Source organism: Mesorhizobium sp. AD1-1 (assembly GCF_020164655.1).
GTDB classification, from domain to species: Bacteria; Pseudomonadota; Alphaproteobacteria; order Rhizobiales; family Rhizobiaceae; genus Mesorhizobium; species Mesorhizobium ciceri.
In genome coordinates this window covers 208,328-233,646 of the sequence record NZ_JAIUGP010000007.1, presented here as the reverse complement: position 1 = coordinate 233,646, position 25,319 = coordinate 208,328, and the positions used below count along the sequence as shown (strand labels likewise).

Annotated in this window: 22 protein-coding genes and 1 pseudogene; 11 read left to right on the top strand and 12 right to left on the bottom strand. The window is 61.5% G+C overall.

From position 1 onward, the window contains the following. Positions 1–487: 487 nt before the first annotated feature. Complete coding sequence (locus tag LB519_RS16075) at positions 488–736, bottom strand: hypothetical protein (protein WP_224620579.1); 249 nt, start codon at positions 734–736, stop codon at positions 488–490. Between the two features lie 519 nt (positions 737–1,255). Between LB519_RS16075 and LB519_RS16070 the strand changes: the two genes are divergently transcribed. Continuing rightward, positions 1,256–1,462, top strand: coding sequence for a hypothetical protein (locus tag LB519_RS16070; protein WP_224620578.1), 207 nt, complete (start codon positions 1,256–1,258; stop codon positions 1,460–1,462). A 54-nt stretch (positions 1,463–1,516) separates the two neighbouring features. Here LB519_RS16070 and LB519_RS16065 read toward each other — a convergent pair whose 3' ends face one another. Genes LB519_RS16065 through LB519_RS16050 form a run of 4 tightly spaced genes read right to left on the bottom strand, consistent with a single transcriptional unit; the run spans position 1,517 to position 5,391 of the window. Next, positions 1,517–1,912, bottom strand: coding sequence for a tautomerase (locus LB519_RS16065; protein ID WP_224620577.1), 396 nt, complete (start codon positions 1,910–1,912; stop codon positions 1,517–1,519). Between the two features lie 11 nt (positions 1,913–1,923). Then, a complete protein-coding gene (locus LB519_RS16060; RefSeq protein ID WP_224620576.1) occupies positions 1,924–3,246 on the bottom strand; it encodes an amidase in 1,323 nt (440 codons plus the stop codon). Between the two features lie 16 nt (positions 3,247–3,262). Continuing rightward, positions 3,263–4,441, bottom strand: coding sequence for a hypothetical protein (locus tag LB519_RS16055; protein ID WP_224620575.1), 1,179 nt, complete (start codon positions 4,439–4,441; stop codon positions 3,263–3,265). Positions 4,442–4,467: 26 nt separating this feature from the next. Beyond that, positions 4,468–5,391 carry a nitrilase family protein gene (locus tag LB519_RS16050; RefSeq protein ID WP_140671371.1) on the bottom strand — a complete coding sequence of 308 codons (924 nt, stop codon included), beginning with the start codon at positions 5,389–5,391 and terminating at the stop codon, positions 4,468–4,470. A gap of 113 nt (positions 5,392–5,504) precedes the next feature. Between LB519_RS16050 and LB519_RS16045 the strand changes: the two genes are divergently transcribed. Then, positions 5,505–5,936, top strand: a complete 432-nt coding sequence (locus LB519_RS16045) for a winged helix-turn-helix transcriptional regulator (protein ID WP_224620574.1) — start codon at positions 5,505–5,507, stop codon at positions 5,934–5,936. 166 nt (positions 5,937–6,102) lie between these two features. On the opposite strand, the gene LB519_RS16040 is transcribed toward LB519_RS16045, so the two are convergent. Both LB519_RS16040 and LB519_RS16035 read right to left on the bottom strand, forming a co-directional pair. After that, on the bottom strand, positions 6,103–6,300 hold the full coding sequence (locus LB519_RS16040; protein WP_224620573.1) for a hypothetical protein: 198 nt from the start codon (positions 6,298–6,300) through the stop codon (positions 6,103–6,105). 72 nt (positions 6,301–6,372) lie between these two features. Next, a complete protein-coding gene (locus LB519_RS16035; RefSeq protein WP_224620572.1) occupies positions 6,373–7,029 on the bottom strand; it encodes a hypothetical protein in 657 nt (218 codons plus the stop codon). Positions 7,030–7,690: 661 nt separating this feature from the next. Between LB519_RS16035 and LB519_RS16030 the strand changes: the two genes are divergently transcribed. From LB519_RS16030 to LB519_RS16020, 3 genes are read left to right on the top strand one after another with little or no spacing between them, the layout of a single operon-like run. Next, positions 7,691–8,455, top strand: a complete 765-nt coding sequence (locus tag LB519_RS16030) for an ImuA family protein (RefSeq protein ID WP_224620571.1) — start codon at positions 7,691–7,693, stop codon at positions 8,453–8,455. Next, positions 8,367–9,890 (top strand): DUF6504 family protein, encoded by a 1,524-nt coding sequence (locus tag LB519_RS16025; RefSeq protein WP_224620570.1) that lies wholly within the window; start codon positions 8,367–8,369, stop codon positions 9,888–9,890. The genes LB519_RS16030 and LB519_RS16025 overlap by 89 nt, the downstream gene beginning before the upstream one ends. Further along, entirely contained in the window at positions 9,887–13,153 is a 3,267-nt protein-coding gene (locus LB519_RS16020; RefSeq protein ID WP_224620569.1) for an error-prone DNA polymerase, read from the top strand. Before LB519_RS16025 ends, LB519_RS16020 begins: the two co-directional genes overlap by 4 nt. Positions 13,154–13,237: 84 nt before the next feature. On the opposite strand, the gene LB519_RS16015 is transcribed toward LB519_RS16020, so the two are convergent. The 3 genes from LB519_RS16015 to LB519_RS16005 form a co-directional block, all read right to left on the bottom strand. Continuing rightward, entirely contained in the window at positions 13,238–14,092 is an 855-nt protein-coding gene (locus tag LB519_RS16015) for an alpha/beta fold hydrolase (RefSeq protein WP_224620568.1), read from the bottom strand. A 147-nt stretch (positions 14,093–14,239) separates the two neighbouring features. Further along, positions 14,240–14,896: a hypothetical protein gene (locus tag LB519_RS16010; protein WP_224620617.1), complete on the bottom strand. Its 657-nt coding sequence runs from the start codon at positions 14,894–14,896 to the stop codon at positions 14,240–14,242. A 59-nt stretch (positions 14,897–14,955) separates the two neighbouring features. After that, positions 14,956–15,549, bottom strand: coding sequence for an SOS response-associated peptidase (locus LB519_RS16005; RefSeq protein WP_224620567.1), 594 nt, complete (start codon positions 15,547–15,549; stop codon positions 14,956–14,958). Positions 15,550–15,775: 226 nt separating this feature from the next. Here LB519_RS16005 and LB519_RS16000 point away from each other — a divergent pair, with 226 nt between their 5' ends. The 5 genes from LB519_RS16000 (at position 15,776) to LB519_RS15980 (ending at position 22,156) form a co-directional block, all read left to right on the top strand. Beyond that, positions 15,776–16,972 (top strand): DUF932 domain-containing protein, encoded by a 1,197-nt coding sequence (locus LB519_RS16000; protein ID WP_224620566.1) that lies wholly within the window; start codon positions 15,776–15,778, stop codon positions 16,970–16,972. Positions 16,973–17,117: 145 nt separating this feature from the next. Next, complete coding sequence (locus LB519_RS15995) at positions 17,118–19,235, top strand: ParB/RepB/Spo0J family partition protein (RefSeq protein ID WP_224620565.1); 2,118 nt, start codon at positions 17,118–17,120, stop codon at positions 19,233–19,235. 70 nt (positions 19,236–19,305) lie between these two features. Then, positions 19,306–20,355 carry a toprim domain-containing protein gene (locus tag LB519_RS15990; RefSeq protein ID WP_224620564.1) on the top strand — a complete coding sequence of 350 codons (1,050 nt, stop codon included), beginning with the start codon at positions 19,306–19,308 and terminating at the stop codon, positions 20,353–20,355. Positions 20,356–20,710: 355 nt separating this feature from the next. Next, a complete protein-coding gene (locus LB519_RS15985; RefSeq protein WP_224620563.1) occupies positions 20,711–21,640 on the top strand; it encodes a DUF2493 domain-containing protein in 930 nt (309 codons plus the stop codon). A 348-nt stretch (positions 21,641–21,988) separates the two neighbouring features. Continuing rightward, the gene (locus LB519_RS15980; protein ID WP_224620562.1) at positions 21,989–22,156 is read left to right on the top strand and encodes a hypothetical protein; all 168 of its coding nucleotides are present in this window, start codon (positions 21,989–21,991) and stop codon (positions 22,154–22,156) included. Between the two features lie 49 nt (positions 22,157–22,205). On the opposite strand, the gene dinB is transcribed toward LB519_RS15980, so the two are convergent. After that, positions 22,206–23,306 carry a DNA polymerase IV gene (gene dinB, locus LB519_RS15975; protein ID WP_224620561.1) on the bottom strand — a complete coding sequence of 367 codons (1,101 nt, stop codon included), beginning with the start codon at positions 23,304–23,306 and terminating at the stop codon, positions 22,206–22,208. 51 nt (positions 23,307–23,357) lie between these two features. On the opposite strand from dinB, the pseudogene LB519_RS15970 reads away from it, so the two are divergent. Next, positions 23,358–23,492 (top strand): annotated as a pseudogene (locus LB519_RS15970) (SOS response-associated peptidase); the annotation flags it as partial. 88 nt (positions 23,493–23,580) lie between these two features. Here LB519_RS15970 and LB519_RS15965 read toward each other — a convergent pair. After that, positions 23,581–25,287: a DNA polymerase/3'-5' exonuclease PolX gene (locus tag LB519_RS15965; protein ID WP_224620560.1), complete on the bottom strand. Its 1,707-nt coding sequence runs from the start codon at positions 25,285–25,287 to the stop codon at positions 23,581–23,583. Between the last annotated feature and the right edge of the window lie 32 nt (positions 25,288–25,319).

The window sequence follows — 25,319 nt, the reverse complement described above, 5'->3', positions numbered from 1 at the left end:
AATCTTGGCGCAGCGCGACATAGACCAGCTTGCGTATACCCACCAACAGGTGCTTGGCCTTATGGGGCGTGGCGATGAAGCGGCCAAGAAGCTCTTCAATATGAATACGTCTAAGGTTCTTGACCGGTACGTCGCGCCAGACAAGTGGGTGATCTGGGACCACCCGCAGTTCTAGAAATTCTTCGATCAGCCGCATGTTCTTGCGCTTGCTGGCTTCGTCAAGCGCCAACCATTTGACCGACATCTTCAACCGTTGATAGGCCGCTCCGAATGTGCCGGGCAGGGCGGCTCCAGGCATTTGGACGACGGGGGCCTTGGGGACTTTCCGGCCTTCGACGGCTGCCTTGTATGCGTCCTTGAATCCCGGCTGATTGGGAGCAGGCAGACTAACCACACGCTCTTTCCCCCGATAGCGCCACCGCAGTTTTCCGTGGCGATCGGTGTAGGATGACAGGCCGGGAAATTTGTCGGTCATGGCGCAATGAATCTATTCCCTGCGATGAGTCCCTTGCAACAGGAAGTCGACGATATTCTCATCATCGTCTCCAGGTAGTTCGGCAAACGCCGCTTCGAGTTTAAGGCGATCCCAAATCACGCGGCCGTCAACTCTCTTCGGCTTCGGCATGCGGCGGTCAACAACCATCTGGTCGAATTTGGTTATGCCCACGCCAACATATCGGGCGGCTTCTTCGCGTGAGAGACCCCGAGGAGGATAGGACAGGGTATCGCTTTTCATGACCTCGCCCCCGCCCTTGTGCGCGGATTTCCGTTCCGAGATCAGGATCTAGATTGTATCAGTCACCGTCGAAAGGGCGCCGATCAAGCTGTGCGGCAAATTGCGGCCAGGACGTATAAATGGGATGGTTGTGCGAGTTCGGAGGGCGAGTCCAGAGAGCTCTACCGCCTTTCCCCCCACTCAGCCTCGCCGCGTTTTGCACTTCGTTGCCGCGTAGGCGTAGTCACTTAGCTCACAGCTGGCATCATGTGACGGCGCTTCGTCGCGTCATCCAGGACGACGCTCCTGTCTAGGTGATTATTGACGTCCTAGAAATGTGCCCCGCCATGTTGGAAGGTCCTAATTCGAGCGATGCAGGCGCAGAAGCGACACCGCCATCGAAAGCCTGGAACAGGCGGCCTGGCCCGTCAGCCCAGTTTGGGTCCTCTCTTCTTTCGACCTCGGTGATGAATTCCTCGGCCGCCATGGAGTATTTCCCAGGCCTTCTGCGGATCGGCTTCGATCAGTCCAGGAAAGACCTTGCGCATGCTGCCTGAGCGCCTGCGGTCGAGGTCATGCCTTCGCTTCTTCTTCTTGCGATTTCGACACGGTCCGATTGGCGCTCGTGAGTTCGACGACAATGCTCAGCATCAACCTTGTGCCTTGAGCCATTTCGGTCTCGGCTTCCGGGAAAGCCTTGTTGTTGCAGCGACCATCACCTGGACCGTCGGCGAACTCGGCGCGTAGCGGGTGCAGATAGACCGCCGCTATCGGCCCGTCACATCGTCCCAACGGCGTGTATCAGCCACTGGCTTCGTTCTCGGACCAGTCATCGCTGAGACCGCCGAGCATCGGGTGGTACATTTCGTCCCCCGCATGCTGCGTGAACTCGACATTGACTTCGTTGATCATTAGCTTGAGGCTCTCCATGCAGGCGCGGACTAGAGCCTCCGCGAGCATGGCACGCTGCTCGGCCGGGCGTCCGCGACGGATGTCACACATGAGCAAAGCGGCGGGGTAGGGCTCCTCTCCGGTGCATCGCCATAGTCCGCCCTCGCCCAATTCGCGAATCGCGATCGAAATGCGCCGCACGTCGGCCTGCATGATGCGGCTATAAATCTCGCCCAATTGACGTGCGAGTTCACGTTTGACGTCGCTCGGGTAAGCCCGTGAGACATCGAGTTGTAGATAGGGCATCGGGTTTCTCCTTATGTGCGAAGCGCGGCTTCTATGGCGCGTGCGATGTCAATGAGCTGAGCATCACGCCCGGGCGGTGCTGCGAGCATGAGGCCGACCGGCAGTTCGCCCGGGTCCTGGATTGGCAGGGTGACGGCGCAGGCGTCGAGGACGTTGAAGGGCGCCGTGTTCCTCAGGAGTCGGGTGCGAACGCCGTCTTCATCCGACTCGCATTCGGTGAAGCGGGGCGCCACAACCGGCACAGTCGGCAAGATGAGGGCGTCGACCTCCGCCATGTCCGCCATGAATGCTGCCATGAGCCCGGAGCGTATCCGGATCGCGCGGACATAGTCCGCAGCTGAAACTTCTCGCCCCTGAAGGATGCGGGCACGGATGCGGGGATCATAATCCCCGCCGCGGCGGGCTAGCAGCGCTTCGTGCGTGGTAAAGGCTTCAACGGATTGTATTGTGCGCGCTAGAGAGCCGTCGGCTGCTGCTTCCAGGGCTTCGAAGGTTTGATCGCGGATGAGGGCGCCGGCCGCACTCAGTCGCCGACAGGCTCGTTCGAAGGCACCCGATACCGTCGTGTCAAGGCTTTCAAGGAAGCGGCCGCCGGGGAGAGCTAGGCGGACACCCTCGACATTCGTTCGCTGCCATAACTGCAATTGGCCTCCGGAGATCACAGCCAACACCCTTGCGCAATCCTCGACCGTTCGTGCGAGCGGACCAATGCTGTCGAGCGTCGTGGACAGCGGGAAGGCGCCATCCAGGGGTACGGCGCGTTGCGTTGGTTTCACCCCTACGACCCCGCAAAGTGCCGCCGGCACGCGAATAGAGCCGACCGTGTCGGAACCGATCGCCGCTGCGGTCATGCCGGTCGCAACCGACACCGCAGCGCCGGAGGAGGAGCCACCAGGGGTTCGGGTCCTATCAACCGGGTTGCCTGGCGTCCCGAAATGACCGTTGAGGCCGACGACGGAGTAAGCGAACGGGGTCATATTCGTGCGACCTATCAGGATCGCGCCAGCCTGTTTGAGGCGTGCCACCACTGGTGCGTCTTCACGCGCTGGCAACGTGTCGTCGAGAGGACGCGCTGCCGCGCGCGTGACCTCGCCCTTTACGTCGAGCAGATCCTTGATGGAGACCGGCAGGCCATCGAGCGCAGAACGGTAGCCGACATCGTTTAACCTATCGAGGCTTTCGGCTGCAATCCGCGCTTCCTCATTCCAGACTGTGAGAAAGGCTTTCGAACCTTCACCGGCAGGATCGGCGATGCGCGCGAGGCATTGGCCTACCCGGTCACGATGCGAGAAAGCTGGACCGGTGTTGGATGACGGGAGTGGTGAATGGGTCATGCTTCAGGCCTCATACTCATGACGCGGTGAAGAGCAGGCCGAGCGCCGGGATGATGGCGCCGGTGCTGATGGCCATTGATGCCACATTGCCGATGAAGGGATGGAAGCCCTCTGGCAGCCGGGCCGAAATCGCGGCGGCAAGCGGCGCCCCTATGATAGCGCCAAGCACGGCGCTGCCCAGCACCGGCATGGTCGCCCCTCCAAACGCCAGCGCTGCCGCAGGCACCACGGAGACGATTGGTACGAACGTTGGATAAAAGCCGCTCTGAGTCCATTTGCGATGCCAGAGCGTCATACCGATCATAGCCGCGATACCTTGCCCAGTCAGCACCATGGGCAATAGCCCACTGCCATAGACAGGCACGCCGGGCGCGACGACGTACGCCAGCACAGCCCCCAGGATCAGGCCGATACTTGCCCATTCATTGCCAAAGAACTGTGCCTCGGAGAAATCAGCGAGCATCCGGCGGAGCGCCCAAGCAAGGCCGCGATCAGGCGCCTTTACCTCTTGTGCCTTTGCTCCGTCGGTCTGTACGGAATAGGAGGACAGCCAGGGCAGGAAATGGCAGACCGCAAATGAAAGGAACGCGCCGATCGCCATGCCTCCGGTCACACCCGCGACAAGCGGCAATCCGAGCGGGCGGCAAAGGAGATGCGTGGCCGCGATGGACAATGGCGCGACGAGGACGGCGGATAGCACCGCTCCAGTCAGCGCTGGTCTCCAGCCCGCTCCGTAAGTGAGTACGATGGTCGGCGCGACCGACACTACAGCCACGAAGGTAGGCTGCCACATGCCGGTGTCGCGGAGTGTCCAACCCCAGGCGATATTGCTGAAAACGAGACCAAGTAGGGAGCTAGCCACCGTCCACGGCCATAGGCCCGAGCCACAGGCTAGGCCGATGCCCCGCCAAGGAGATCGGGTCGCCTCCAGACAGTAGGCAAATATCGCTCCGATGAGCAGCCCCGCTCCGGCGAACGCGCACGTATAGAACGCCGGCTCAGTCCACGCCGAGAGGAGCCATCTGGCGAGGTCACCAATTGGAGCGGCTTCGCCGCTCCAAGGGATGTAGCTACCTTTGTCCGGCCATAACAGAGCGATCGTGAGGACGACGATGCCGGAACCCGTGGCCACTGGCATACGCAAGGCGATTGCTGGCAAACGAGGCCTGCGCCCGCCAATTGAGGGCGTCTCCATTTTGTCTTTCCTCCCATTATTGTTTTTCAGCGGGGGTGCGGATTGCCGCCCCGATAGCCCAGCATCTGGTCGTAAAGATCGACGCGCCGATCGCGATGTAGATCGTTGAGCTGGTTCCAGATGGGCGCCGTGCGGCTTTCGACGAGGTCGATATCGGCGTAGAGGATTGTGTCCTCATCCGGTCCGGCGATGCGGCCAACTGGCCAGCCGTTGGTTGCGGCAATGAGCGAATTGCCCATGAAGCCGGAGGTGCGTTCTACACCAATGCGGTCGGCGGTCGCGATGAAAACGTTATTGGCATGCGCTGCCGTCATGGTGAGATAGGCGGCCATGCAGGTGCCGCTCGCATCGTAGAGGGGCGGAGGCGTCCATACCCAACCGGTAGGAATGCAAATGATGTCGGCGCCTTGCTGCGCGACGATGCGAGCTGTCTCGGGAAACCAGATGTCCCAGCAGACGAGAAGACCGATACGGCCGATCCGCGTGTCGAACACGGGATAGCCTAGATCTCCAGGAGTGAAGAACAGCTTTTCCTCATTCCACAGATGGGTCTTGCGGTATTTCCCGATGTAGCCCTCCGGTCCCACCAGAACGGCAGTATCGTAGAGCTTGGCTCCGTCCAACTCGGGCAAGCAGCCAACGATGTAAACGCCTTTGGCTTTGGCGAGCTCTTCCCATCCCCGGACCGTGGTGCCGGACGGAACAGGTTCGGAATGGGCAAACGCCTCTTCGCGCGAGAAGAAGGTATAGCCGGTCGTGGCAAGCTCCGGCAGGACGATGAGATCTGCTCCTTCTGCTGCGGCCGTTTCGAGGCGCTGCTGGACGGCGGCAAGATTGGCCTTGCGATTTTCCAATCCAACCTGGGGATTGAATTGAACCACTGCTACCCGTACCGGGCTGTTGCGGCGCGGTTCGACCGCCTTCCCAATCTCGTCTTGATGTTTGGACATAAGAAACCCTTTCTGCTGATGGTTCTATAATAGAACCATTTGCAAAAAAGATGTCAAGTACTATTATAGAACCAAGTTGGGTGATTTGGAGAAGCCGCTTGAAGCGCAGGAGCATGGAGAAGGCCGAATGCCCGGTGGCTCGGGCTCTGGATGTCATCGGCGACTGGTGGACCCTGCTGATCGTGCGTGACGCATTTGATGGCATAAGCCGCTTTGGGGAGTTCCAACGCAACCTGGGGATATCGAAGGGTATTCTTGCAGCCCGGCTAAAGGCGCTTGAAGAGGCCGACATCTTACGCTCAGAAAAGCCAAAAGACGGTGGGGCGCACAGCGACTATGTGCTGACTGAAAAGGGGCGTGGTCTATTCGCCGTGGTCGTGGGACTGAGGCAATGGGGAGAGGCTCATTGCTTCAACCCTGGCGAAGCGCATTCGGTGCTCGTGGAAAAGGCTAGCGGCCAGCCAGTCGCCCCCCTAATTCTTCGCAATGCCGAAGGGCGCCCGGTCGATGCGTCCTCGACCGAGGTGCGCAAGGTTGGTGCTTAGACACCGACATGGTTTGAAGCCAGCGCCTTTGCCGTGCGGATCGCCGGTCCTCGCTTTGCTGGTCGGTCGGGCCGTATGCGGTGAACCGGTCGCCATCGTCGCCGCGGTCCTATGCCACGACAACGATCAGCTTCGGCTTTTTCTGATCTGGCACATCGTCGGACACTCAGTGCGTCTGGCCGGAGCGGAGATGCATCTCGATCTTATTGATTGCCTTCGTGAGGACATCGACTGCCTGCAGATTGACGGCGAAGTCGAAGTTACCTTGCGCTGTTTCGAATATCAGAACGCCGACCTTGATCTCGTCGTCGCTCATCAAGCCCATTCCAATGCCGGTCGGCATATAGGGTGGTTTTTCTGACATCGTCTCTCTCCTCAGACCCGGTGTGGCCTCGTCAGCCGCTCGGCCGGAGTGCCATGTCATTGCCGTTCACCATTATTCGAAATGCATGGATTGGCCGCGCATCATTGCCAGGGTCAGCGCGATTGCAGGATTTGCAGGCGGCTTCTCCATAAGCAAGGAGCCGTCGAAATCGCGCCACGCCGCCATGCGCAATTCGTCACCATCATCGGCAGCTGCGGGGTCGAAAACGTGGGCATCATAGGGATCTCGGTCAATCTCGATCTTCCAGTCCTTGAGCGCCTTGCGGGCCATTTCCTCAACCTGGGCAAGGTCGCTGGTGAAGAAGGGGATACGGTCGCCATCTTCCGAAAGCGGCTCGACCCGATCCAGCGTCGGCCGCTCGGGCACCCAACCAAGAACGAAGGCAATATCGAAATCGATCTGGCGGTCCGGGCCAGCTGCAACCTCCAGCCGTTTGACGACGTCAGGATAAAGCTGCCTGCGCGCCGGCCACGTGTCCGGAAGCGCCTCGGATTGCAACCGCGTTCGGGGAACGTCGATCAATTCCATGATCTGATGGCTTGGAACTTTGTCCTCCGGCCAGCCCGCACAACATGCAGTCGTCGCAGCCTCGTCGGCTTCCATCCAGACTGAAGCAGCCTGGTCCTCGTCCTCGGTTGGCTGGTCGTCTTCTGGAAAGCCTTTGATATCCCAGCCTTCCAACGCGAACAAACCTTCCGCGCCTTGCAAAGCCGTAATGCCGGCGCGCGCGAAGACTGCTTCGGCTGCCGCGACCCCGCGTGCCAGTTCCTCGGGCGTTGCACCTTCAATGTTCAAGCGAAGTTCCATGGTTCGCCTCCTGTATCAATCCTCCCAACAGTGAACAAAATAAGAACAAAGGTGTCAATAGACTCCTGATGGTTGGAAAATAGGCTCGTTTTTCAATGGGATAGTCACACTGGCAATCGGTTGAGGCTCCGTGCTCAATTTCCAAGGCAACTTCTTTCATGGGTCGATGCTGCACGCGGACCACCGCGGACGGGGACAGTCGGTCCCGCGTCCCGTCCTGCGGCCGGCGCTATGCTGACGCTCCTACGGCTGTCCTGTTAACCGCCCTCGGCGGAGGCGAATTTCCGTCGTCCCGCGCGCGACAATCATCCGCTGCTGCGGACGCGCGCAGGACTGCGGTTTATGCGCCGTTTTCCTTTGGGCGCCGGCAGTCGCCGGCGCGACGTCCAGCGCAGCATCGTGGCCTCGACGTATCGTCCTGTCGGCAAACAACTCTGTCGGTGTCACCAGGCGGTCGCGCCAAACATTTCTTCCGCAGCGCCACCTCGCCGTACCATTGACTCTTCATTAGGAAGAGAACAAATGAGGAACATATTATCAGCATTCCGCGTTCAGGGGACAGATGAGTGCATCGGCGCCAAACGCTGCTATTTCCGATCTGCGAGATCGCATTGCGCGTCTCGAAGGCGCTAATGCGAGCAAAAGAGCGGTGCTCCCATTCGGAATCTCCTCGATCGACAGTCATCTGCCAGGCGGGGGTGTGGCGCTTGGCGCACTTCATGAGGTTGCCGGCGGCGGCAATGGAGCGATCGATGGCGCCGCAGCGTCGCTATTTGCAGCCGGGATTGCAGCGAGGACGCAAGGCAAGGTGCTGTGGTGCGTGACGCGCCAGGATCTGTTTGCGCCGGCAATCGCCCAGGTCGGGCTTCACCCCGACCGGGTGATCTATGTTGAAGCCGGTGACGACAAATCCTTGCTCGCCTGCTTCGAGGAAGGTCTGCGGCATGTCGGGCTTGGAGCTGTGGTCGCGGAAGTGGCGCGTCTGTCCATGACTGCCTCGCGCCGGTTGCAACTGGCATCGGAAGGCTCCGGCGCGATCGGCATCGCCATCCGCCGCTGGCGCCGGCAGACCGAAGCGGCCGATTTCGGGCAACCGACGGCGTCTGTCACCCGCTGGCGGGTCTCCGTGCTGCCATCGCGGCCGCTGCCTGTACCCGGCGTTGGCCGGGCGCGATGGCAACTTGAACTGATCCGGTCTCGTGGAGGGGAAACACTGGATATCGAAGTGGAGGCTTGTGATGCAAAGGGTCGTCTCGCTCTTCCTTCCAAGCTGGTCGACCGACCGGCTCAGAAGGAAATTGGGCGACGTCTCGCCGCCACCGGATAAGCCTTTGGTGCTGGTCGGGCGGCAAGGCAATCGCCGCTTGGTGGTTGCGGCCGATCGCGCGGCACTGGAAGCGGGCCTGCGCGTGGGAATGCCGGCGACGAAGGCGCAGGCGCTCGTGCAGGGGCTGGCGGTCATGGAGTCCGAACCCGATGCCGACGCGAAGGCATTGGAGCGGTTGGCCCTGTGGGCCTTGCGGCGGTACGCGCCGATCGTCGCCGCGGATCCTCCGGACGGATTGGTCATGGACACCACGGGCGCCGATCACCTCCATGGCGGTGAACGGCTGATGCTGACTGACATGGTCGAACGCCTCGGCCAAGCCGGCGTCACGGCGCGGGCAGCGGTTGCGGACAGCTGGGGTGCCGCCCATGCTGTCGCGCGATATGTCAGGCAGACCGTCAGCGTGGTCGCCGTCAATGAAGCTTACGACGCGATTTCCCCTCTGCCCATCGCGGCACTGCGATTGCCCGATGCAATCGTCGGCGGTCTGCGGGTTTTGGGCTTCGAAAGGGTAGGCGAGCTTCTGAAGCAGCCACGTGCGCCACTGACGCTGCGCTTCGGACCGGAACTGGGCCGCCGCCTTGACCAGGCTTCTGGACCCCTTGCCGAACCGATAGAGCCCGTGCGGCCAGCCGATGTGGTCGAGGTAAAGCGGACCTTTGGCGAGCCCATCGGTGCGGCCGAGACCATCGCGCACTATGTCGGCAAGCTTGTTCAGGCGTTGTGTGCCGAACTGGAGACCAAAGGCCTCGGCGCCCGGCGGCTCGACCTGCTGCTCTACCGCGTCGACAACCGCATCGAAGCCATTCGCGTCGGCACGGCCTTGCCGGTCCGCGATGTGAGGCGGCTCACGCGTCTCATCTGCGACAAGATCGAGACGGTCGATCCGGGCTTCGGCATCGAGCTGATGAGGTTGTCCGCGCCGTTGGCAGAATCACTGATGCCCAGGCAGACGGTTTCGTCGCTGATCGAGCAACGGGACGCAGACATCTCGGATTTGATCGACACACTTAGCAATCGTGTCGGTGAGGAAAAGCTCTATCGGTTTACCCCGGTTGCCAGCGATGTACCCGAGCGATCTTTCCGGCGCGTAGCCGCCGGATCCGCTGAGACCGGCGACGCATGGCCAGACCATTGGCCGCGTCCGGCTCGCTTGTTTACCGTGCCGGAGCCGATCGAGGCCATCGCGCTGCTACCGGACCATCCGCCGGCGAGCTTCACCTGGAAAGGCATCCGTCGACGGGTCAAGCGCGCCGATGGACCTGAGCGGGTTTTCGGCGAATGGTGGAAGCGCGACGCCGAGCTTGCCGCCGTGCGCGACTATTTCCAGGTCGAGGACGAAGCCGGCGAGCGGTTCTGGATTTATCGCGCAGGCGACGGCGAGGATGCCGCGACCGGCTCGCATCGCTGGTTCCTGCATGGCATCTTCGGATGAACGCGTGCTATGTCGAGCTGCAATGCACCTCGCATTTTTCCTTTCTGCGGGGCGCGAGTTCCTGTGAGGAACTGTTCGCGCAAGCAGCCAGCATGGGAATGCTCGCCCTTGCCATCTGTGATCGCAACAGTCTGGCCGGCATTGTCCGCGCGCACGAGGCTGCAAAGGCAACCGGCGTCAGGCTGATCGTCGGCTGCCGGCTGGATCTGGTGGAAGAGATTTCCATCCTGGTCTACCCGACCGATCGCCCGGCCTACTCGCGGCTGTGCCGCTTGCTGTCGCTGGGCAAGAAGCGTGGCGGCAAGGCGAAATGCGTGCTGCATTGGGCTGACGTTGTCGCCTATGGCGAGGGCCTCGTTGCAGTACTCGTGCCCGACCAGGCAGATGACACATGCTCACTCTGGCTGCGCCGGTTGCGCGACGCGTTTGGCGAACGGGCTTGTATGGCGCTTACCCTGCAGCGCCGCCCGAACGATGCGCTGCGGCTGCACGATCTGTCCAACCTTGCCGGAGAGATCGGTGTGCCGACGGTGGTCACCAACGACGTGCTGTTTCACGAACCGTCACGGCGCATTCTCCAGGATGTCGTCACTTGCATCCGGCACAATGTCACGATCGACGATGCCGGGTTTCGGCGTGAGCGCCACGCCGACCGCTATCTGAAACCGCCGGAAGAAATGGCGCGGGTTTTTGGCCGCTATCCGGAAGCGCTCGCGCGGACCACCGAGATTGCCGAGCGCTGCCGGTTCTCCCTCGACGAACTTGCCTATCAATATCCCGAAGAGCGCATGCTGCCGGGCCTGACACCGCAGCAGGCCTTGGAGAAACTGACCTGGGAAGGCGCGACGGAGCGCTTTCCCGAGGGCGTGCCGGACAAGGTTATCGGCACGCTCAGACATGAGCTGCAGCTCATCGAGAAGCTGCAATACGCGCCATATTTTTTGACGGTCAACTCGATCGTTCGGTTTGCGCGCAGCCAGGACATTCTCTGCCAGGGCAGGGGGTCGGCGGCCAACAGCGCCGTCTGCTATGTGCTCGGCATCACCTCGATCGATCCCGACCGCAATGACCTCTTGTTCGAACGCTTCGTCTCCGAAGAGCGCCGGGAGCCCCCTGATATCGATGTCGATTTCGAGCATGAGCGGCGAGAAATCGTCATGCAATGGGTGTTCGAAACCTATGGCCTCGAGCACGCGGCCTTGTGCTCGACCGTCATCCGCTATCGCTCGAAAGGCGCCTTGCGCGACGTCGGCAAGGCGCTTGGCCTGCCCGAAGACCTGATCAAGATGCTGTCATCGCAGGTCTGGGGCTGGTCGGACGAAGGTGTCCAGCCAAAACATGCCGAAGAGCTGAACCTCAATCTCGGCGACCGCCGTCTGCGCCTGGCTTTGGATTTGGCCAAGCAATTGATAGGCGCGCCGCGGCATTTGTCGCAACATCCCGGCGGTTTCGTCCTGACGCGTGACAGGCTGGACGATCTGGTGCCGATCGAACCCGCCGCGATGAAGGATCGTCAGGTCATCGAATGGGACAAGGATGACATCGACGCGCTGAAGTTCATGAAGGTCGACGTACTGGCGCTCGGCATGCTGTCCTGCATGAAGCGCGGCTTCGATCTCTTGGCCGAACACAAGGGCATCACCCTCGATCTCGCGACGATTCCGGCTGAGGATCCGCGCACCTACGCGATGATCCGCAAGGCCGATACGCTGGGCACCTTCCAGATTGAATCCCGCGCCCAGATGTCAATGCTGCCGCGCATCAAGCCGCGGACCTTCTATGACCTGGTCATCGAGGTCGCGATCGTGCGGCCAGGCCCCATCCAGGGCGACATGGTGCATCCATATTTGCGCCGGCGCGAAGGCAAGGAAGAGGTGGTCTATCCCAAACCCGAGCTCGAAAAGGTGCTTGGAAAGACGCTGGGCGTACCGCTGTTCCAGGAGCAAGCCATGCGCGTGGCGATCGAATGCGCCGGCTTCACGCCGGGCGAAGCCGATCAACTTCGCCGCGCCATGGCGACCTTCAAGCACACCGGCGGCGTTTCCAGCTTCGGCGCCAAGCTGATCGGCGGTATGGTCAAGAACGGCTATGAGTGCGAGTTCGCCGAAAAGACCTTCAGGCAACTCGAGGGGTTCGGCAGCTACGGCTTTCCCGAGAGCCATGCGGCGAGCTTCGCGCTGATCGCCTACGCCTCGTCCTGGCTGAAATGCCATCACCCGGATGTTTTCTGCGCGGCCCTTCTCAACGCCCAGCCGATGGGATTCTACGCGCCGGCGCAGATCGTTCGCGACGCGCGCGACCATGGTGTCGAGGTGCTTCCAGTCTGCGTCAACGCATCACGCTGGGATTGCACGCTCGAGCCCGCCGAGGATGAAGACCGGTTCGCCGTTCGCCTTGGCATGCGGATGGTTCGGGGCCTTGCCAATGCTGATGCGGCTTCCATCATCACCGTACGCGCTGACCAGGCATTTGCCTCAGTGGATGACCTCTGGCATCGCGCCGGCGTGCCCGCTGCTTCTCTGGTCGAGCTCGCCCAGGCCGACGCGTTTCAACCGTCACTGTCGCTGGCGAGGAGGGAGGCACTGTGGGCGATCAAGGCGCTGCGCGACGAGCCGCTGCCGCTGTTTGCAGCCGCATCTGCCCGTGAACAGCGGACGGCGCCGGAGATCCAGGAGCCGGGCGTGACATTGCGTGCCATGACCGCCGGCGGTGAGGTGGTTGAGGACTACGGGCATGTCGGACTAACCCTGCGCGACCATCCGCTTTCCTTCCTGCGGGCAGACCTGCGTCGCAAGCGTATCGTCTCGTGCCGGGAGGCCATGCAGGCCCGCGACGGACAATGGCTGGAAGCGGCTGGTCTCGTGCTGGTCCGCCAACGACCGGGCTCGGCCAAGGGCGTGATGTTCATCACGATCGAGGACGAGACCGGCATCGCCAATCTGGTGGTGTGGGTGAAGATTTTCGAAAAATATCGAAGGGTGGTGCTGGGCGCCGGCATGATTGGCGTCTATGGGCGCATCCAGAGGGAAGGCGATGTGGTCCATCTCGTGGCACACCGACTCAGCGATCTCTCGTCTGATCTGGCCAGCGTTGGTGATCGGGACACTGCCTTCCCGCTGCCGCATGGGCGGGGCGACGAGTTGCATTATGGCAGTCCGACGCCCGACCCGCGCGCCATGCCCAAGGGGCCGAGGCCGAGGAATATCATCGATCCCTATCTGCACATCGACCAGATCAAGGTGAAGACGCGGGATTTCAAATAGGGCGTCGCAAGAACGGGTCTGCCGAACAATGGCTGGGTTCGTCGATACGCATGGGCGATCGCTCAATCGCTGCTCTGTCATTTTTCAGAGAAAGGCCTTGAACGCTGCTGCGAGTGCGGCTGGATTTTCTTCGGCGACGTGGTGCCCACTCTTGATCCCGTAGCCGCTCACGTCATCCGCCCAGAGCTTCCAGATCGCAACCGGGTTGCCATAGATCTGCTCCAGGTCGTCGTCGAGCGACCAAAGGCAGAGCATCGGACAGCCCACCTTCCGGCCGGCATCGCGATCCTCACGGTCATGGCGATGGTCGATCCTGATACCTGCGCGGTAGTCTTCGACCATCCCATGGACGATAGTGGGATCGTGGATGAACGAAACCAACTCGTCATAGGCTTCGCGTCCCATCTCATCTGGCCGCAACGCGCTATACCAGGCCAACGGGTCTGCCAGGATCGCCCGTTCCGGCTTATCGGGTTGAGCGAAGAAGAACCAGTGGTACCAATCGCGGGCAAATTTCCAGTCGGCACGCTCCAGATGCTCGATAACTGGCAATCCATCCACGGCAATCAGTTTTCGCACCAGGTCGGGATGGTCCATCGCCATTCTGAAAGCGACCAGGCTGCCACGGTCATGCCCGGCGACGAAGAAAGTGTGGTGGCCCAACCTTTCCATCACCTCCACCAGCGCCGAAGCCTTTGCTCGCTTGGACGAGAACCTGCTCTCTGGGTCGTCGCCCGGTATGTAGGAGCGCCCGAAGCCCGGAAGGTCGGGGCACACGATCCTGAAATGTGCTGACAGCAAGTCCGCGACCTGGCCCCACGTCATATGCGAGCGAGGATGGCCATGGATCAGAAGCAGCGGCGGTCCAGATCCGCCATGCCGCAGCCGTATCGGCCCGTCCTCGGTTTCCATCATTTCAAGCACGAAGTTTTCGAACATCGGCCATCCTTAAAAATGGGCGGTTGTCAGCTTGAAGAACTCTTTGAATATGGAATGGTTCAGGACGGGCAATCGCGACTGCAGCGTGGCTTCCGGGAAGCTTTCGCTTAGGGCCACTTCTCGACGCGAATTGGCTCCAAGACGGATCTAACGGAGAAGTCCCTCATCGTCGAACGCATCCCAGCCCTTCAACTTGGGCCGGGGCGCGTCCTCTCTGGGGTCATTCCCGGCACCGTGAACCTTGCCGCTACTCTTTCCCGCCCGCGTCAGGGCGGCCTTGCCGGCGCCGCGTCGCCTGTTCTCCGTAACTTGCTGCGCGTCCTCTTCGCGCCAAAGGCTTGGCAGATCGCGATCAAGGATGTCCTCGATGTGCTTGGGATCGAAAACGTGGAAGGTGACGGCCTTGGATCGACCGCGCATCTTCACGGTGCGGGTGCCGATGCTTAGCAGCCGTCCGTCCTTGAGCCACTTGTGACGCTCCCGCGAAGAGATTGTGAGGATGTCCTCGGCTTCGCGCGGCAGGACCGGCAACACTTCGATGGTTTCCAGCATCTTGGCGATCTTGCTCGAGGCGCCCTCGAACTCTTCTGCATCGTCTTCGCCCATCCGCAGTATGATGCGACCAGTCTCGGCCTTGGCGTACTTCCTCACCGCCCAGGGCAGGTGAGCCCGTATTTCACGCTCGATTCCTTTCGTGCGCACCGACGAGCCAAGCATTGCCGATGGCGGAAGTGGCCACTCGGCAACCAGGGGCAACGAAGCGCCCGCGCTTTGGCGAGAGCTGCGATCTCGTGGGGCAACCATTGCCGCAGCGATGCCATTGAGGATCTCCCGGGTTCGCGCAAAGCGCACAGGCATCTGATCTAGTCGCTCCCTTGTCGCACGGTTTCCACCGCCAATGACCCGGCAGGCAAGGCCTTCAATAGCTCCGCCTCGGGCTTGGTGAGGTGGATCCAGGCCGCCCAATCATGCGGAGGCAGCACCACAATCTGGCGATTGTGGATGGGCGCCACGTCAGGCCCGGGTTCAGTCGTCAGCATGGCGAATGTTGGCGGCTTGTTGCCCTCGCCATCGCGCCACAGGCCGGCGATCGCCATGAACGAGGCACCGTTGAGCGTGAAGCGATGCTTCGCCTTCGGTGACTTCTTTCCGGTGAATTCGAAAAAGGCTGATGCCGGGATGAGACAGCGCTTGCTGTTGGAGAAATTCCGACCCTCGGAGCGGAAGTTGAAGACAGGCCCGCCTTTGGGACCGGACGGCGGAAAGGCAAAGGTCATGCGCGTGAGTTCGATCGTGTCGCCGGAGGCGCGCATGATCGGAGCGGGGTCACTGATGCGAATGTCATCCGCCTGTGGCAAATCCAGTTCGGTCTGATGGCTAGGAATGTCGAGCGCCAGCGATTGCATCATCCGGCAATATTCGGCCCAGGCGATATGCTGCTCGTAATCATTGCACATGGGTTGATCCTCGCGCAGCCGAAATCACGGCCCATTGTTACCTAAAGCCTGAAGCTGAAAGGAAAAGGCCTGACACTTCGCCAGAGCCCGGCGTTTCTCTCGATCCGTCGCTTCCGCGACCCGAACGTCGCGGCAGGCTCGGGTAGAGTGAGAGGGCTGTCTTCTTGGCTGTGACGGATTGAAGATCGGGAGAGAGGCTTCCGGCGGTCTGTCATGGAGATCAGCCATGAGTAATGTTGAAGTTCTGGATGCAGTGCGGGACGCTAGCGGCGGCTACAAAGTCGATGTGGCCCGGGGGCACCGGATCGGTCGCGTGTCGTCGGAATGGTTTTCTCGACCCGATGACGAGCGGTTCCTTTCGTTGTCAGATCTGTTCGCGTCCGTCCACACCCGCAGCCAACACAGCAGGACGCGCACCGTCGAGACCACGACTATTCGCGTTGAAGCCAGCCGAGACAACGCCGAACGCCTATCACTGGTTCTTCCTGGTCCGGTCGAGCCAATTGCACCGACCCACTGGAGCTTTGGACAACTCGCGGGCCTGATCGGCGCGCCGGCGACATACCTTCGCCAACTCCCCGCTTCGCTGGCCGGAATCAATCTGCAGTATGGCTTGGCCAGACACCGCGGCGAGCATATCAAGACGCTTGAGACAGGCGATGGACGCGTGGAATTGCGCGCTGTTACCGGGCCTGACTATGGCCGGATCTACGATCATGAGCTGGTCGCTGCAGTTCAGCGAATCGCCGGCGACGGCACCGGCGACACGCGCTGGAAGGTGCCCGGCGTGCTGAACTGGTCGACTGGACTCTACAATCCCCGTGTCGACGTGAGCAAAGACACGACGACTCTTTACGCGAGCGATCGTGATGTCTTCCTGTTCCTCGTAGATGATCTTAATCCGATCGAGGCTGGACGATTGCCTGACGGTTCGCCGGATCTCTACTTTCGCGGCTTTTATTGCTGGAATTCGGAGGTTGGTGCGAGGACTCTCGGGATGGCGTCCTTCTATCTCCGCGCCGTCTGCCAGAATCGCAATCTGTGGGGCGTCGAGGATTTTGAGGAGATCGTAATCCGTCACTCGAAATATGCCGCGTCACGCTTCGCCCACGAGGCGGCACCAGCGCTCGCACGCTTCGCCAATTCCAGCCCGGCGCCTTTCGTCAACGGTATCAAGGCGGCCCGCGAGCGGATCGTGGCGAGATCTGACGAAGACCGCACCGACTTCCTGCGCAAGCGCGGCTTCAGCAAAGCCGAGGCCACAAAGATCATAGAGACCGTGCTAGGCGAGGAGGGCCACAAGCCGGAGAGCGTTTTCGACTTTGTCCAGGGCATCACCGCGATGGCACGGGACAAGACGCATCAGGACGCGCGCCTCGACCTGGAAGCCAAGGCGAAGAGGCTACTCGACCGCGCCACCTGACAACCACTTGGCCTCTGCGGATTCGCATTTTTCCTGCCGTCCGGATCTATGGCTCGCCTCTCAGAGTGAGAGGTGGGCCGTAGCTTCATGACGGGTTGGAGGTCGAGAGAGAGGCTTTCGGCCGCCCGTCGCGGAGTGCATCTCAATGGCTACTGCTGCGAAGAAAATCACCCTGTCGTCCTCGCGCGACATCCCCTTCAATCAGCTCGTCATTTCCCAGGCGAACGTACGGCGGATCAAGGCCGGCGTGTCGATCGAGGACCTGGCGGAGGACATCGCCCGGCGAACGTTGCTACAGAGCATCACCGTCAGGCCTGTGTGCGATGCCGACGGCAATGAGACCGGCATGTTCGAGATTCCCGCTGGCGGGCGCCGCTATCGCGCACTCGAACTTCTTGTCAAGCAGAAGCGACTTGCCAAGAACGCACCTGTGCCGTGCGTCATGCGCGAAGGCGGTCTGGCCGAGGAAGATTCGCTCGCTGAGAATATACAGCGCGCGCCGCTTCATCCGCTGGACCAGTTCCGCGCTTTCCTGACCTTCCGTGAGAAGGGCATGTCTGAAGAGGAAATCGCCGCCAACCAATTCGTCTCCGTGTCCGTCGTCAGGCAGCGGCTTCGGCTTGCGTCGGTGTCGCCCAAACTCCTTGATGTATATGCCGAAGACGGCATGACCCTTGATCAGCTCATGGCGTTCACCGTCAACGGCGACCATGAACGACAAGAGCAGGTCTTCGAACGTCTCGCTCAGAGCTACAACAAAGAACCACATACCATCCGCCGCATGCTGACCGAGGCAGCGGTTCGCGTTTCCGACAAGCGTGCACAATTCGTCGGCCTCGGCGCCTATGCCGAGGCTGGTGGCGTCGTTCTGCGTGACCTGTTCCAAGGCGACGACGGCGGTTGGCTGCAGGATGTCAGCCTCCTGGAGAGACTGGTTGCGGAAAAGCTGCGGGTGCAGTCCGATGCAATTTCGGCTGAGGGCTGGAAGTGGATCGATGTCGCCCCCGATTTTCCTTATGGGCACACTTACGGCCTCCGCCGCCTTCGTGGCGAACAGCCCGCTCTCACGGCGCAAGAACAAGCCACACGCGACGCACTCGAGGCCGAGTTGAACGGGCTTGAGGAGGCTTACCGCGATTCCGACGAACTACCCGAGGAGGTCGACGAACGGCTGGGCGAGATCGAAACTGCGATCAGTGCGATTGACGAACGGGCGGAGATCTTCAACCCCGATGAGATCGGGTGCGCGGGCGCCTTTGTCAGCATCGATGCATCAGGTAACCTCAAGGTCGAGCGTGGATATGTTCGTCCCGAAGACGAACGGCCGGTTGAAGCGGGGGTCGATGACGAGACCGCGGCTGACGCCGGCGCGGCGCGAGCGGAGCGCCTACTCAATGGCTCTACCGCCGGCCCAGAGACCACGATCGAGCAGGACGAAGACAACGGCCTGAAGCCGATACCGGATCGCTTGATGACCGAGCTGACTGCCCATCGAACGCTTGCCTTGCGCCATGCGCTCGGCGAGCAGCCTGATGTCGCATTCCTCGCTGCGCTTCATGCGCTCACGCTGCGGGCCTTCTATCGCTACGGCTCGGATACGTGCCTGGAACTCGATCTGAAAATCATCAGTTTCGGCGCCCAGACACCGGGCTTGAATGACAGCCGCATGGCAGAGGCAGTCGATGCTCGTCATCAGTCATGGGTGGCGGTGCTCCCGAAAGAACCTGAGGATCTGTGGGAAGCTTTGCAGACGTTCGAAATCGACAGCCGTCAGGCGCTGTTCGCGCATTGTGTGTCCCTCTCGGTCAACGCGATCTACGAGGCGTATAATCGTCGACCGCGTGCGCTATCCCACGCCGACCGGCTTGCACAGGCCGTTAATCTCGACATGGTGGCGGCCGGATGGGTGCCAACGGTCGACACCTATCTCGGCCGTGTCACCAAGGCGCGTATTCTCGCGTCTGTTCGCGAGGCAAAGGACACACGAGCCGGCGATCGGATCGAGCATCTGAAGAAGGACGACATGGCGGAGACGGCGCAGCAACTGCTCTCGGGTACCGGATGGTTGCCGGAGCCACTGCGCACCCCCGGCCGACCAGGCGTTACGGTCGCTGAACCCGCGTCGACCGCGATCGATGGCTCCATCGAACAGCGGGTCGGGGAAACGGCGGAAGGCGGCGGCGAATTGGCTGTCGCGGAAGCAGAGTTGCAGACCGACAATGAAGCAGCCGCACTCGATACACAGGCGGTCGCGGCCGAATAGCTGAAGGAGCACCACGTAGCCCGAGGGCCCGTCGAAAACGGCGGGCCCATTTTTCGTTTGGGAGTCCACAATGCACCATGCCAACGATCTTGCGCGAAGGCTTGCCGCAAATGCCGGGGCGGTGTGCCGACGCTATCTTTCCAATGGTCACCGCGAAGGCCGGTACTGGCTGGTCGGCGATGTTCGCAATTCGCCTGGGCGGTCAATGTTTGTCCGCCTTGAGGGACCGCATGCCGGCAAAGGCGCGGCAGGCAAGTGGACCGACGCCGCCACCGGCGAACATGGCGACCTTCTGGACGTCATTCGGGAATCGCTTGGCCTTGTCGATTTCAAGGAGGTCTGTGACGAGGCGCGCAGCTTTCTGTCCATGCCGCGCACGGACGAACCAAAGGGCCGGTGGGAACAAAACCCTCCCGCTGCCGGCGGTTCCACTGAAGCGGCGCGGCGGCTGGTTTCCATGTCGCAGCCGATACGGGGAACACTTGTTGAGACGTATTTGCGCGCACGCGCGATCACAGCCTTGCATGAGACCGGGAGCCTGCGGTTTCATCCCCGCTGCTACTACCGTCCAGACCACGGCCCGACTGAAGCATGGCCGGCAATGATCGCGACGGTCACCGACCTCAAAGGCCAGCTTACCGGGGTGCACCGCACCTGGCTCGATCCGGGCGGCTTTAGCGAAGCCCATCTCGGCCGCGCTCCGCTCGACACGCCGAGACGGGCCATGGGCGAACTGCTCGGGCACGCCGTCCGCTTCGGCGGCAGCTGCGATGTCATGGCCGCCGGCGAAGGCATCGAGACTATGCTGTCGCAACGCACTGTCCTGCCCGCCATGCCGGCACTGGCGGCGCTGTCGGCGGCACATCTGTCCGCAATCCTGTTTCCTGACACATTGCGGCGCCTTTACATCGTCCGCGACAACGATCCGGCAGGCGACGCAGCAGTGGCAACCCTGATTGAGCGCACCAGCGCGGCCGGTATCGAGGCGATGGTTCTGACGCCGAAACTTGGCGACTTCAACGAGGATCTGCGTCTGCTCGGCGCCAATGCGCTGAGGGCGATCCTGCGGGTCCAGATCGAGCCACAGGATGTCGAGCGCTTCATGAAGCTGGCGGCCTGACCCGGAAGGGAAGGAGGGGCGTGCCAGCGATGCCTGGCTCTTGGGTGCGCATTTGATCTTCGCTGTGCGAGGGCCGGCCCGCGGCCTTCCAGAGGGCGATCGGGCGCCGGCCGGTCCGGACAGGCAATGGCTGCGCCCGGCTATTTTCCGGCGGCCCTTGCCACCCCGTGCGGCGAGCCGCGCGGGACCCCGTCTTTGGGCCTTTCCATCGCGAGGCAAAATAGCCGGGCGCAGCCATCCTTCACTTTCGTTTCGGCCCTGCGCTCGCGCTTAGGGTGCAAGTCCGGATCGTCCGTCGCCTTCGTCGCCATGAAGGCCGCGATGAGCGCGGCCGGTATCACGAAGGCAAGCCGTCATGAGCACCGAGCACGATACCGACTTCGAGCCGCAACCCGCATCATCTCCCATCGACCATGTCCTTCAGGAGCTTCAGCTCTATGGCTACCGTCCCTTCGACGACGAACCCGATCCGCGCCCGCTTCCCGAAGGCCGGGTGGTCGCGGCCAGCATCGCCGACATTTTCGACGCTCTCCTGGTGGCGATTGCCGACACACGCCTGGAACCCGATCTCGAGGAGTTGCTATGGGGTACGGTCAATCTGTTCCATCGCGCGACCAAGCGGATCGAACGCGAGCTCGATGAAAACGAGGTTGGCCAGCAGCGGCTGCAGCGCGAACAGGATGGATCCGAGGTCAAGTCGGTCGAACTCGAGCGCCTCATCGCCCAAGGTCAGACGCTGCTTGAACGCCGCAACGCCTTCGAACTGATGCGTGACCAGGCCGCCGAGCATTTCGAGCATCACACCCACTCGATCTGGCGCCCGCGTTCGGGCTCTGTCGTCAACCACCGCAACCTGACCGCGGCAACGATTGACAGCCGGGACTTCGTTGCCGCGAGAAAGCATGCGGACAGCCAGGTGTTGTTGCCGCCGGGACCGAAAGTCGCCTTCACCGGCGGTCTCGACTTCGACGATCACCGGCTGATCTGGGCAAAGCTCGATCAGGTCCATGGCAAGCATCCGGACATGGTTCTGCTGCACGGCGGCTCGCCAAAGGGTGCCGAGTTGATCGCGGCCAAATGGGCTCACAGCCGCCAGGTGCCGCAGATTGCCTTCAAGCCGGACTGGACCAGGCATGCCAAGGCCGCGCCCTTCAAGCGCAACGATGCCATGCTCGACACTTTGCCGATCGGCGTCATTCATTTCCCGGGCTCTGGCATTCAGGACAACCTCGCCGACAAGGCCCGCAGGCTCGGCATTCCGGTCATGAGGTTCGGCGCCACGTGAAGGGACCACCAGTCCACCCGCCTCAAGTCATTCGCGCCGATTTACGTCGTTCTCAGCGCGTTGATTGGACGATCGCTCCTGACGATTTGGCGTCAATGAATGCGAAGTGGCGAAACACGAGGTTCATCCCGTCCTGGAATGGAGAACAGGGAAACTATCCCCGCGTTGGTCGGCGCAATTCCTTGGTCCGGTCCGAGGGCCTGATGCCATCAACCCATAAAGGGTCGGACTACGCAAAGCGTGCCGCCGTTTCGGCCTTGCCTTCACGGTGATCGCGGCCTCGGTCGGACACATCGGGCGCCTGTCACGCGGGGATCGCTCCCCGCTTCAAGAACAGGAGCCGGAAAAATGTCCCTCGTAGAAGCCAACGCCTTCGCCTTCAGCCTCGCCACCAGCCTGATGGTCAGCATCGTCATCTTCCGCGCCGGCGACGGAACGCTCACAGTCGTGCGGGCAGACGAATATGAAGGAGAGGTCTCCCAGATCGTGCGCGAGATCGATCCACACGAGCAATGATCCCGACAAGTTGCGGCCGGTGGTCCTTGGGTTCGGCCCCAGGGCCGCGCTACAGCTCGAACCGCATCTGCCGTTGATCCGGCGGCAACACGTCGCCTAGCGACGAAAGCGTGACGCCCAACAGGCGGATTCCCTTGCGCACTGGAAACACCGATTCAAGGAGATCGGCTGCGAGATGTTCGAAATCGGAAAGTTCGATCGGCATCGCCACCGTGCGGCTGCGCGTGATCTGCTGGAAGTCGGCGAACTTGACCTTCAGCGTGACGGTCCTTCCCCGGATGCCTTTCCCTTCACAGTATCCCCACACTTTGGCGACCAGCGGCTTGATTTCAGCCAGCGATGCATTGAGATCAAACATGTCGGCTGCGAACGTGTCCTCGGCCCCGATTGATTTGCGCGGCCGATCTGGTTCGACGCCGCGTTCGTCGATGGCGCGCGAAATCTGATAGTACCAGAGCCCCGACTTTCCAAAATGCTGCTGCAGAAATGCAAGCGACTTGCTCTTGAGATCGGCGCCGGTCTCGATGCCGAGCGCTTCCATCTTCGCGGCTGTCGCGGGGCCGACCCCGTGAAATTTCTTGACTGGCAAAGTCTCCACAAAAGCGGGCCCGTGACGTGGCGTGATGACGAACTGGCCATTTGGCTTGTTCTGGTCGGACGCCATCTTGGCGAGAAATTTGTTGTACGAGATGCCCGCGGAAGCGGTGAGACCGGTTACCAGCAGGATCTTCGCCCTGATCATCTGGGCGATTATCGTGGCAGACGCAATGTCGAGCCGGTTCTGGGTCACATCGAGATAGGCCTCGTCAAGCGAGAGCGGTTCGATGAGATCGGTGTGTTCGGCGAAAACGGCGCGGATCTGAGCCGAGACCCCCCGGTAGACCTCGAAGCGGGGCGGCACGAAGATCAGCTCGGGGCATTTACGCTTTGCCGTGACCGAAGGCATCGCCGAGCGAACGCCGAAGGCGCGGGCCTCGTAGCTTGCAGCCGCGACCACGCCGCGGGCGGCCGCTCCGCCGACGGCAAGCGGCTTGCCGCGGAGTTCTGGATTGTCGCGCTGTTCGACCGACGCGTAGAACGCATCCATGTCGACATGGATGATCTTGCGCCAGTCAGCGCCGCGTTCAGAGCCATCTGCCTGCAATGTCATTCCGCCAGGATATAAGCTTCGTGCTGCCGGATACTACAATCTTCAGTTACGGACATTGCCCCTTATCATGACCGTCAAATCGTCATCCTCGAACGTAAGGATCGGGCCGCGTGGCTCGATCCGTCGCTCTCCGCCAAATCATTGATCAGGCCGTTGCCGGCAGGGACATTGTCGGTCGAGCAGGTGGTTAGCTGGACCGTTGGCTCAATTCCAATATCATACGCGGAGCGTTCACCAGTTGAAGTAGGCCGCCGCACCAGGCCAGCCAATTGGATTACAGCACAGCTTCCCTCGCCGTCGCGCGTGGTCGACTGATCCTCTTGGATGTGCGCTTGCGCTTTGCCAGATGGGAAAGCAGAGCCGGCAGGCGCATCGCGTTGAGGACTCGCTTCGCCGGGACGCCGCCCTTGCGCGCCATCTCAACTCCCCAGTGCATGTAGTCGAGCTCGCGAATTGAATGAGCATCCGGATTGATACTGAACATGCAGCCGTAGTCGAGTGCCTCCTGATGCCAGCGCCAGTCGAGATCGAGACGCCATGGATGTGCGTTGACTTCGACGGCGACGCCAAATTTGGCGCAGGCCCGTAGAACTTTGGCGATGTCGAGATCATAGCCTGGGCGCCGCAACAGCTGGCGGCCAGTCATGTGGCCGATGATCGTCGTTCGGGGATTGCCGATCGCCTCGATGAGCCGATCGGTCTGCTCCTTCTTGGGCAGTTTGAAGCGGCTGTGCACGCTGGCGACCACGAAGTCGAACTGCTCCAGGACATCATCCGGATAGTCGAGCGAGCCGTCCGCCAGAATGTCAGCCTCAATGCCTTTCAGGATGCGGAATTTCTCGCCATACCGCCGGTTCAACCGGTCGGCCTCGCGATGCTGTTCGGTTATTTCCTGCAGCGAAAGGCCACCCGCATAGTGAGCGGACTGCGAATGATCGGCGACACCAAAGTATTCAAACCCGCGCTTGCGCGTGGCTTCGGCCATCGCTTCGAGCGTCTCGGTGCCGTCGGACGCTGTCGTATGGGAGTGCAGGATGCCCCGCAGATCCTGGTCGCGAACAAGTGCGGGCAGCTCGTGGCTGGCCGCCCGTCTGATCTCATCCCTGCCTTCGCGCAGTTCGGGCTCGATGAACTGCAGGCCCAAGGTGTCGTAGATTTCCTCTTCTGTCGCTGAGGCGACGAGCTTTCGGCCGCGATAGAGCCCGTCACCCTTCAGGACAAATCCCTTGTCGGTCGCGACCCTCTTCAGCTGCGTGAGGTGATCTGCCGAACCGGTCGCGTCGAGGAGCCTGGCGCCAAAGTGTTTCTTGTCGGTGACGACAACCCGCAGGGTCGCATCCGCAAGTTCGGCCAGTTCCTTGCCTTGCGCTACCAGCGCGAAGGCGGAAACGAGCTCGCACCCGCGCCGGAATTCACCCGCGATCTCGACGCGGGAGAACTCCGGATGTTCTTGCTGCAACGATGCCATTGCATGCTCAAGGAGAGCAGCGGCCCTATGGAGATGAAGCTGTGTCTGACCGCTTCGCGCGATAGCCAGGTTCTCCAGGATCTTCGTCTGAAGCGCGGCGCCAAGCCCCTTGACCGGCCTGATGCGATCTTCCTTCGCCGCGGTTTCGAGTTCCGCCAGCGAACTCACGCCGAGCGCCTCATGAAGCTTCAATATCTTGTCGGGCCGAAGACCAGGAACGGCAAACAGCTCCATCACGCCTGCCGGCACCTCTTCCCGCAGTTTATCGAGGCTTGGGTGCGTGCCGGTCTGATGGAGCTTTGTCACGATGTCCGCGATGGCGTCCCCGATCCCCGGGATACTGGTGAGCGCGCCGGCGGCGATGATGCGATCAAGCGGTTGGGAGAGTGCCGTCAGGCTGTCAGCGGCACGTAGATACGCCTTTGTGCGATAGGGATTACCGCCACGCAGGGATGTCCTATGCGCGTATTCCCTCAAAAGATTGGCGATGGTCCTCGTGTCGGTTTTTGCCATGGCTTCAGGCAAACGGGGCCGGTCTTGGCAAG

Bases quoted from the DNA above. Each gene is read 5' to 3' on its own strand.
- LB519_RS16060 (WP_224620576.1), bottom strand. From the start codon at position 3,246: ATGACCCATTCACCACTCCCGTCATCCAACACCGGTCCAGCTTTCTCG.
- LB519_RS16040 (WP_224620573.1), bottom strand. From the start codon at position 6,300: ATGTCAGAAAAACCACCCTATATGCCGACCGGCATTGGAATGGGCTTG.
- LB519_RS16045 (WP_224620574.1), top strand. From the start codon at position 5,505: ATGGAGAAGGCCGAATGCCCGGTGGCTCGGGCTCTGGATGTCATCGGC.
- LB519_RS15990 (WP_224620564.1), top strand. From the start codon at position 19,306: ATGCACCATGCCAACGATCTTGCGCGAAGGCTTGCCGCAAATGCCGGG.
- LB519_RS16015 (WP_224620568.1), bottom strand. From the start codon at position 14,092: ATGTTCGAAAACTTCGTGCTTGAAATGATGGAAACCGAGGACGGGCCG.
- LB519_RS15980 (WP_224620562.1), top strand. From the start codon at position 21,989: ATGTCCCTCGTAGAAGCCAACGCCTTCGCCTTCAGCCTCGCCACCAGC.
- LB519_RS16000 (WP_224620566.1), top strand. From the start codon at position 15,776: ATGAGTAATGTTGAAGTTCTGGATGCAGTGCGGGACGCTAGCGGCGGC.
- LB519_RS15985 (WP_224620563.1), top strand. From the start codon at position 20,711: ATGAGCACCGAGCACGATACCGACTTCGAGCCGCAACCCGCATCATCT.
- dinB (WP_224620561.1), bottom strand. From the start codon at position 23,306: ATGACATTGCAGGCAGATGGCTCTGAACGCGGCGCTGACTGGCGCAAG.
- LB519_RS15965 (WP_224620560.1), bottom strand. From the start codon at position 25,287: ATGGCAAAAACCGACACGAGGACCATCGCCAATCTTTTGAGGGAATAC.
- LB519_RS16025 (WP_224620570.1), top strand. From the start codon at position 8,367: ATGCAAAGGGTCGTCTCGCTCTTCCTTCCAAGCTGGTCGACCGACCGG.
- LB519_RS16020 (WP_224620569.1), top strand. From the start codon at position 9,887: ATGAACGCGTGCTATGTCGAGCTGCAATGCACCTCGCATTTTTCCTTT.
- LB519_RS16030 (WP_224620571.1), top strand. From the start codon at position 7,691: ATGAGTGCATCGGCGCCAAACGCTGCTATTTCCGATCTGCGAGATCGC.
- LB519_RS16050 (WP_140671371.1), bottom strand. From the start codon at position 5,391: ATGTCCAAACATCAAGACGAGATTGGGAAGGCGGTCGAACCGCGCCGC.
- LB519_RS16005 (WP_224620567.1), bottom strand. From the start codon at position 15,549: ATGTGCAATGATTACGAGCAGCATATCGCCTGGGCCGAATATTGCCGG.
- LB519_RS16010 (WP_224620617.1), bottom strand. From the start codon at position 14,896: ATGGTTGCCCCACGAGATCGCAGCTCTCGCCAAAGCGCGGGCGCTTCG.
- LB519_RS16065 (WP_224620577.1), bottom strand. From the start codon at position 1,912: ATGCCCTATCTACAACTCGATGTCTCACGGGCTTACCCGAGCGACGTC.
- LB519_RS16075 (WP_224620579.1), bottom strand. From the start codon at position 736: ATGAAAAGCGATACCCTGTCCTATCCTCCTCGGGGTCTCTCACGCGAA.
- LB519_RS16055 (WP_224620575.1), bottom strand. From the start codon at position 4,441: ATGGAGACGCCCTCAATTGGCGGGCGCAGGCCTCGTTTGCCAGCAATC.
- LB519_RS15995 (WP_224620565.1), top strand. From the start codon at position 17,118: ATGGCTACTGCTGCGAAGAAAATCACCCTGTCGTCCTCGCGCGACATC.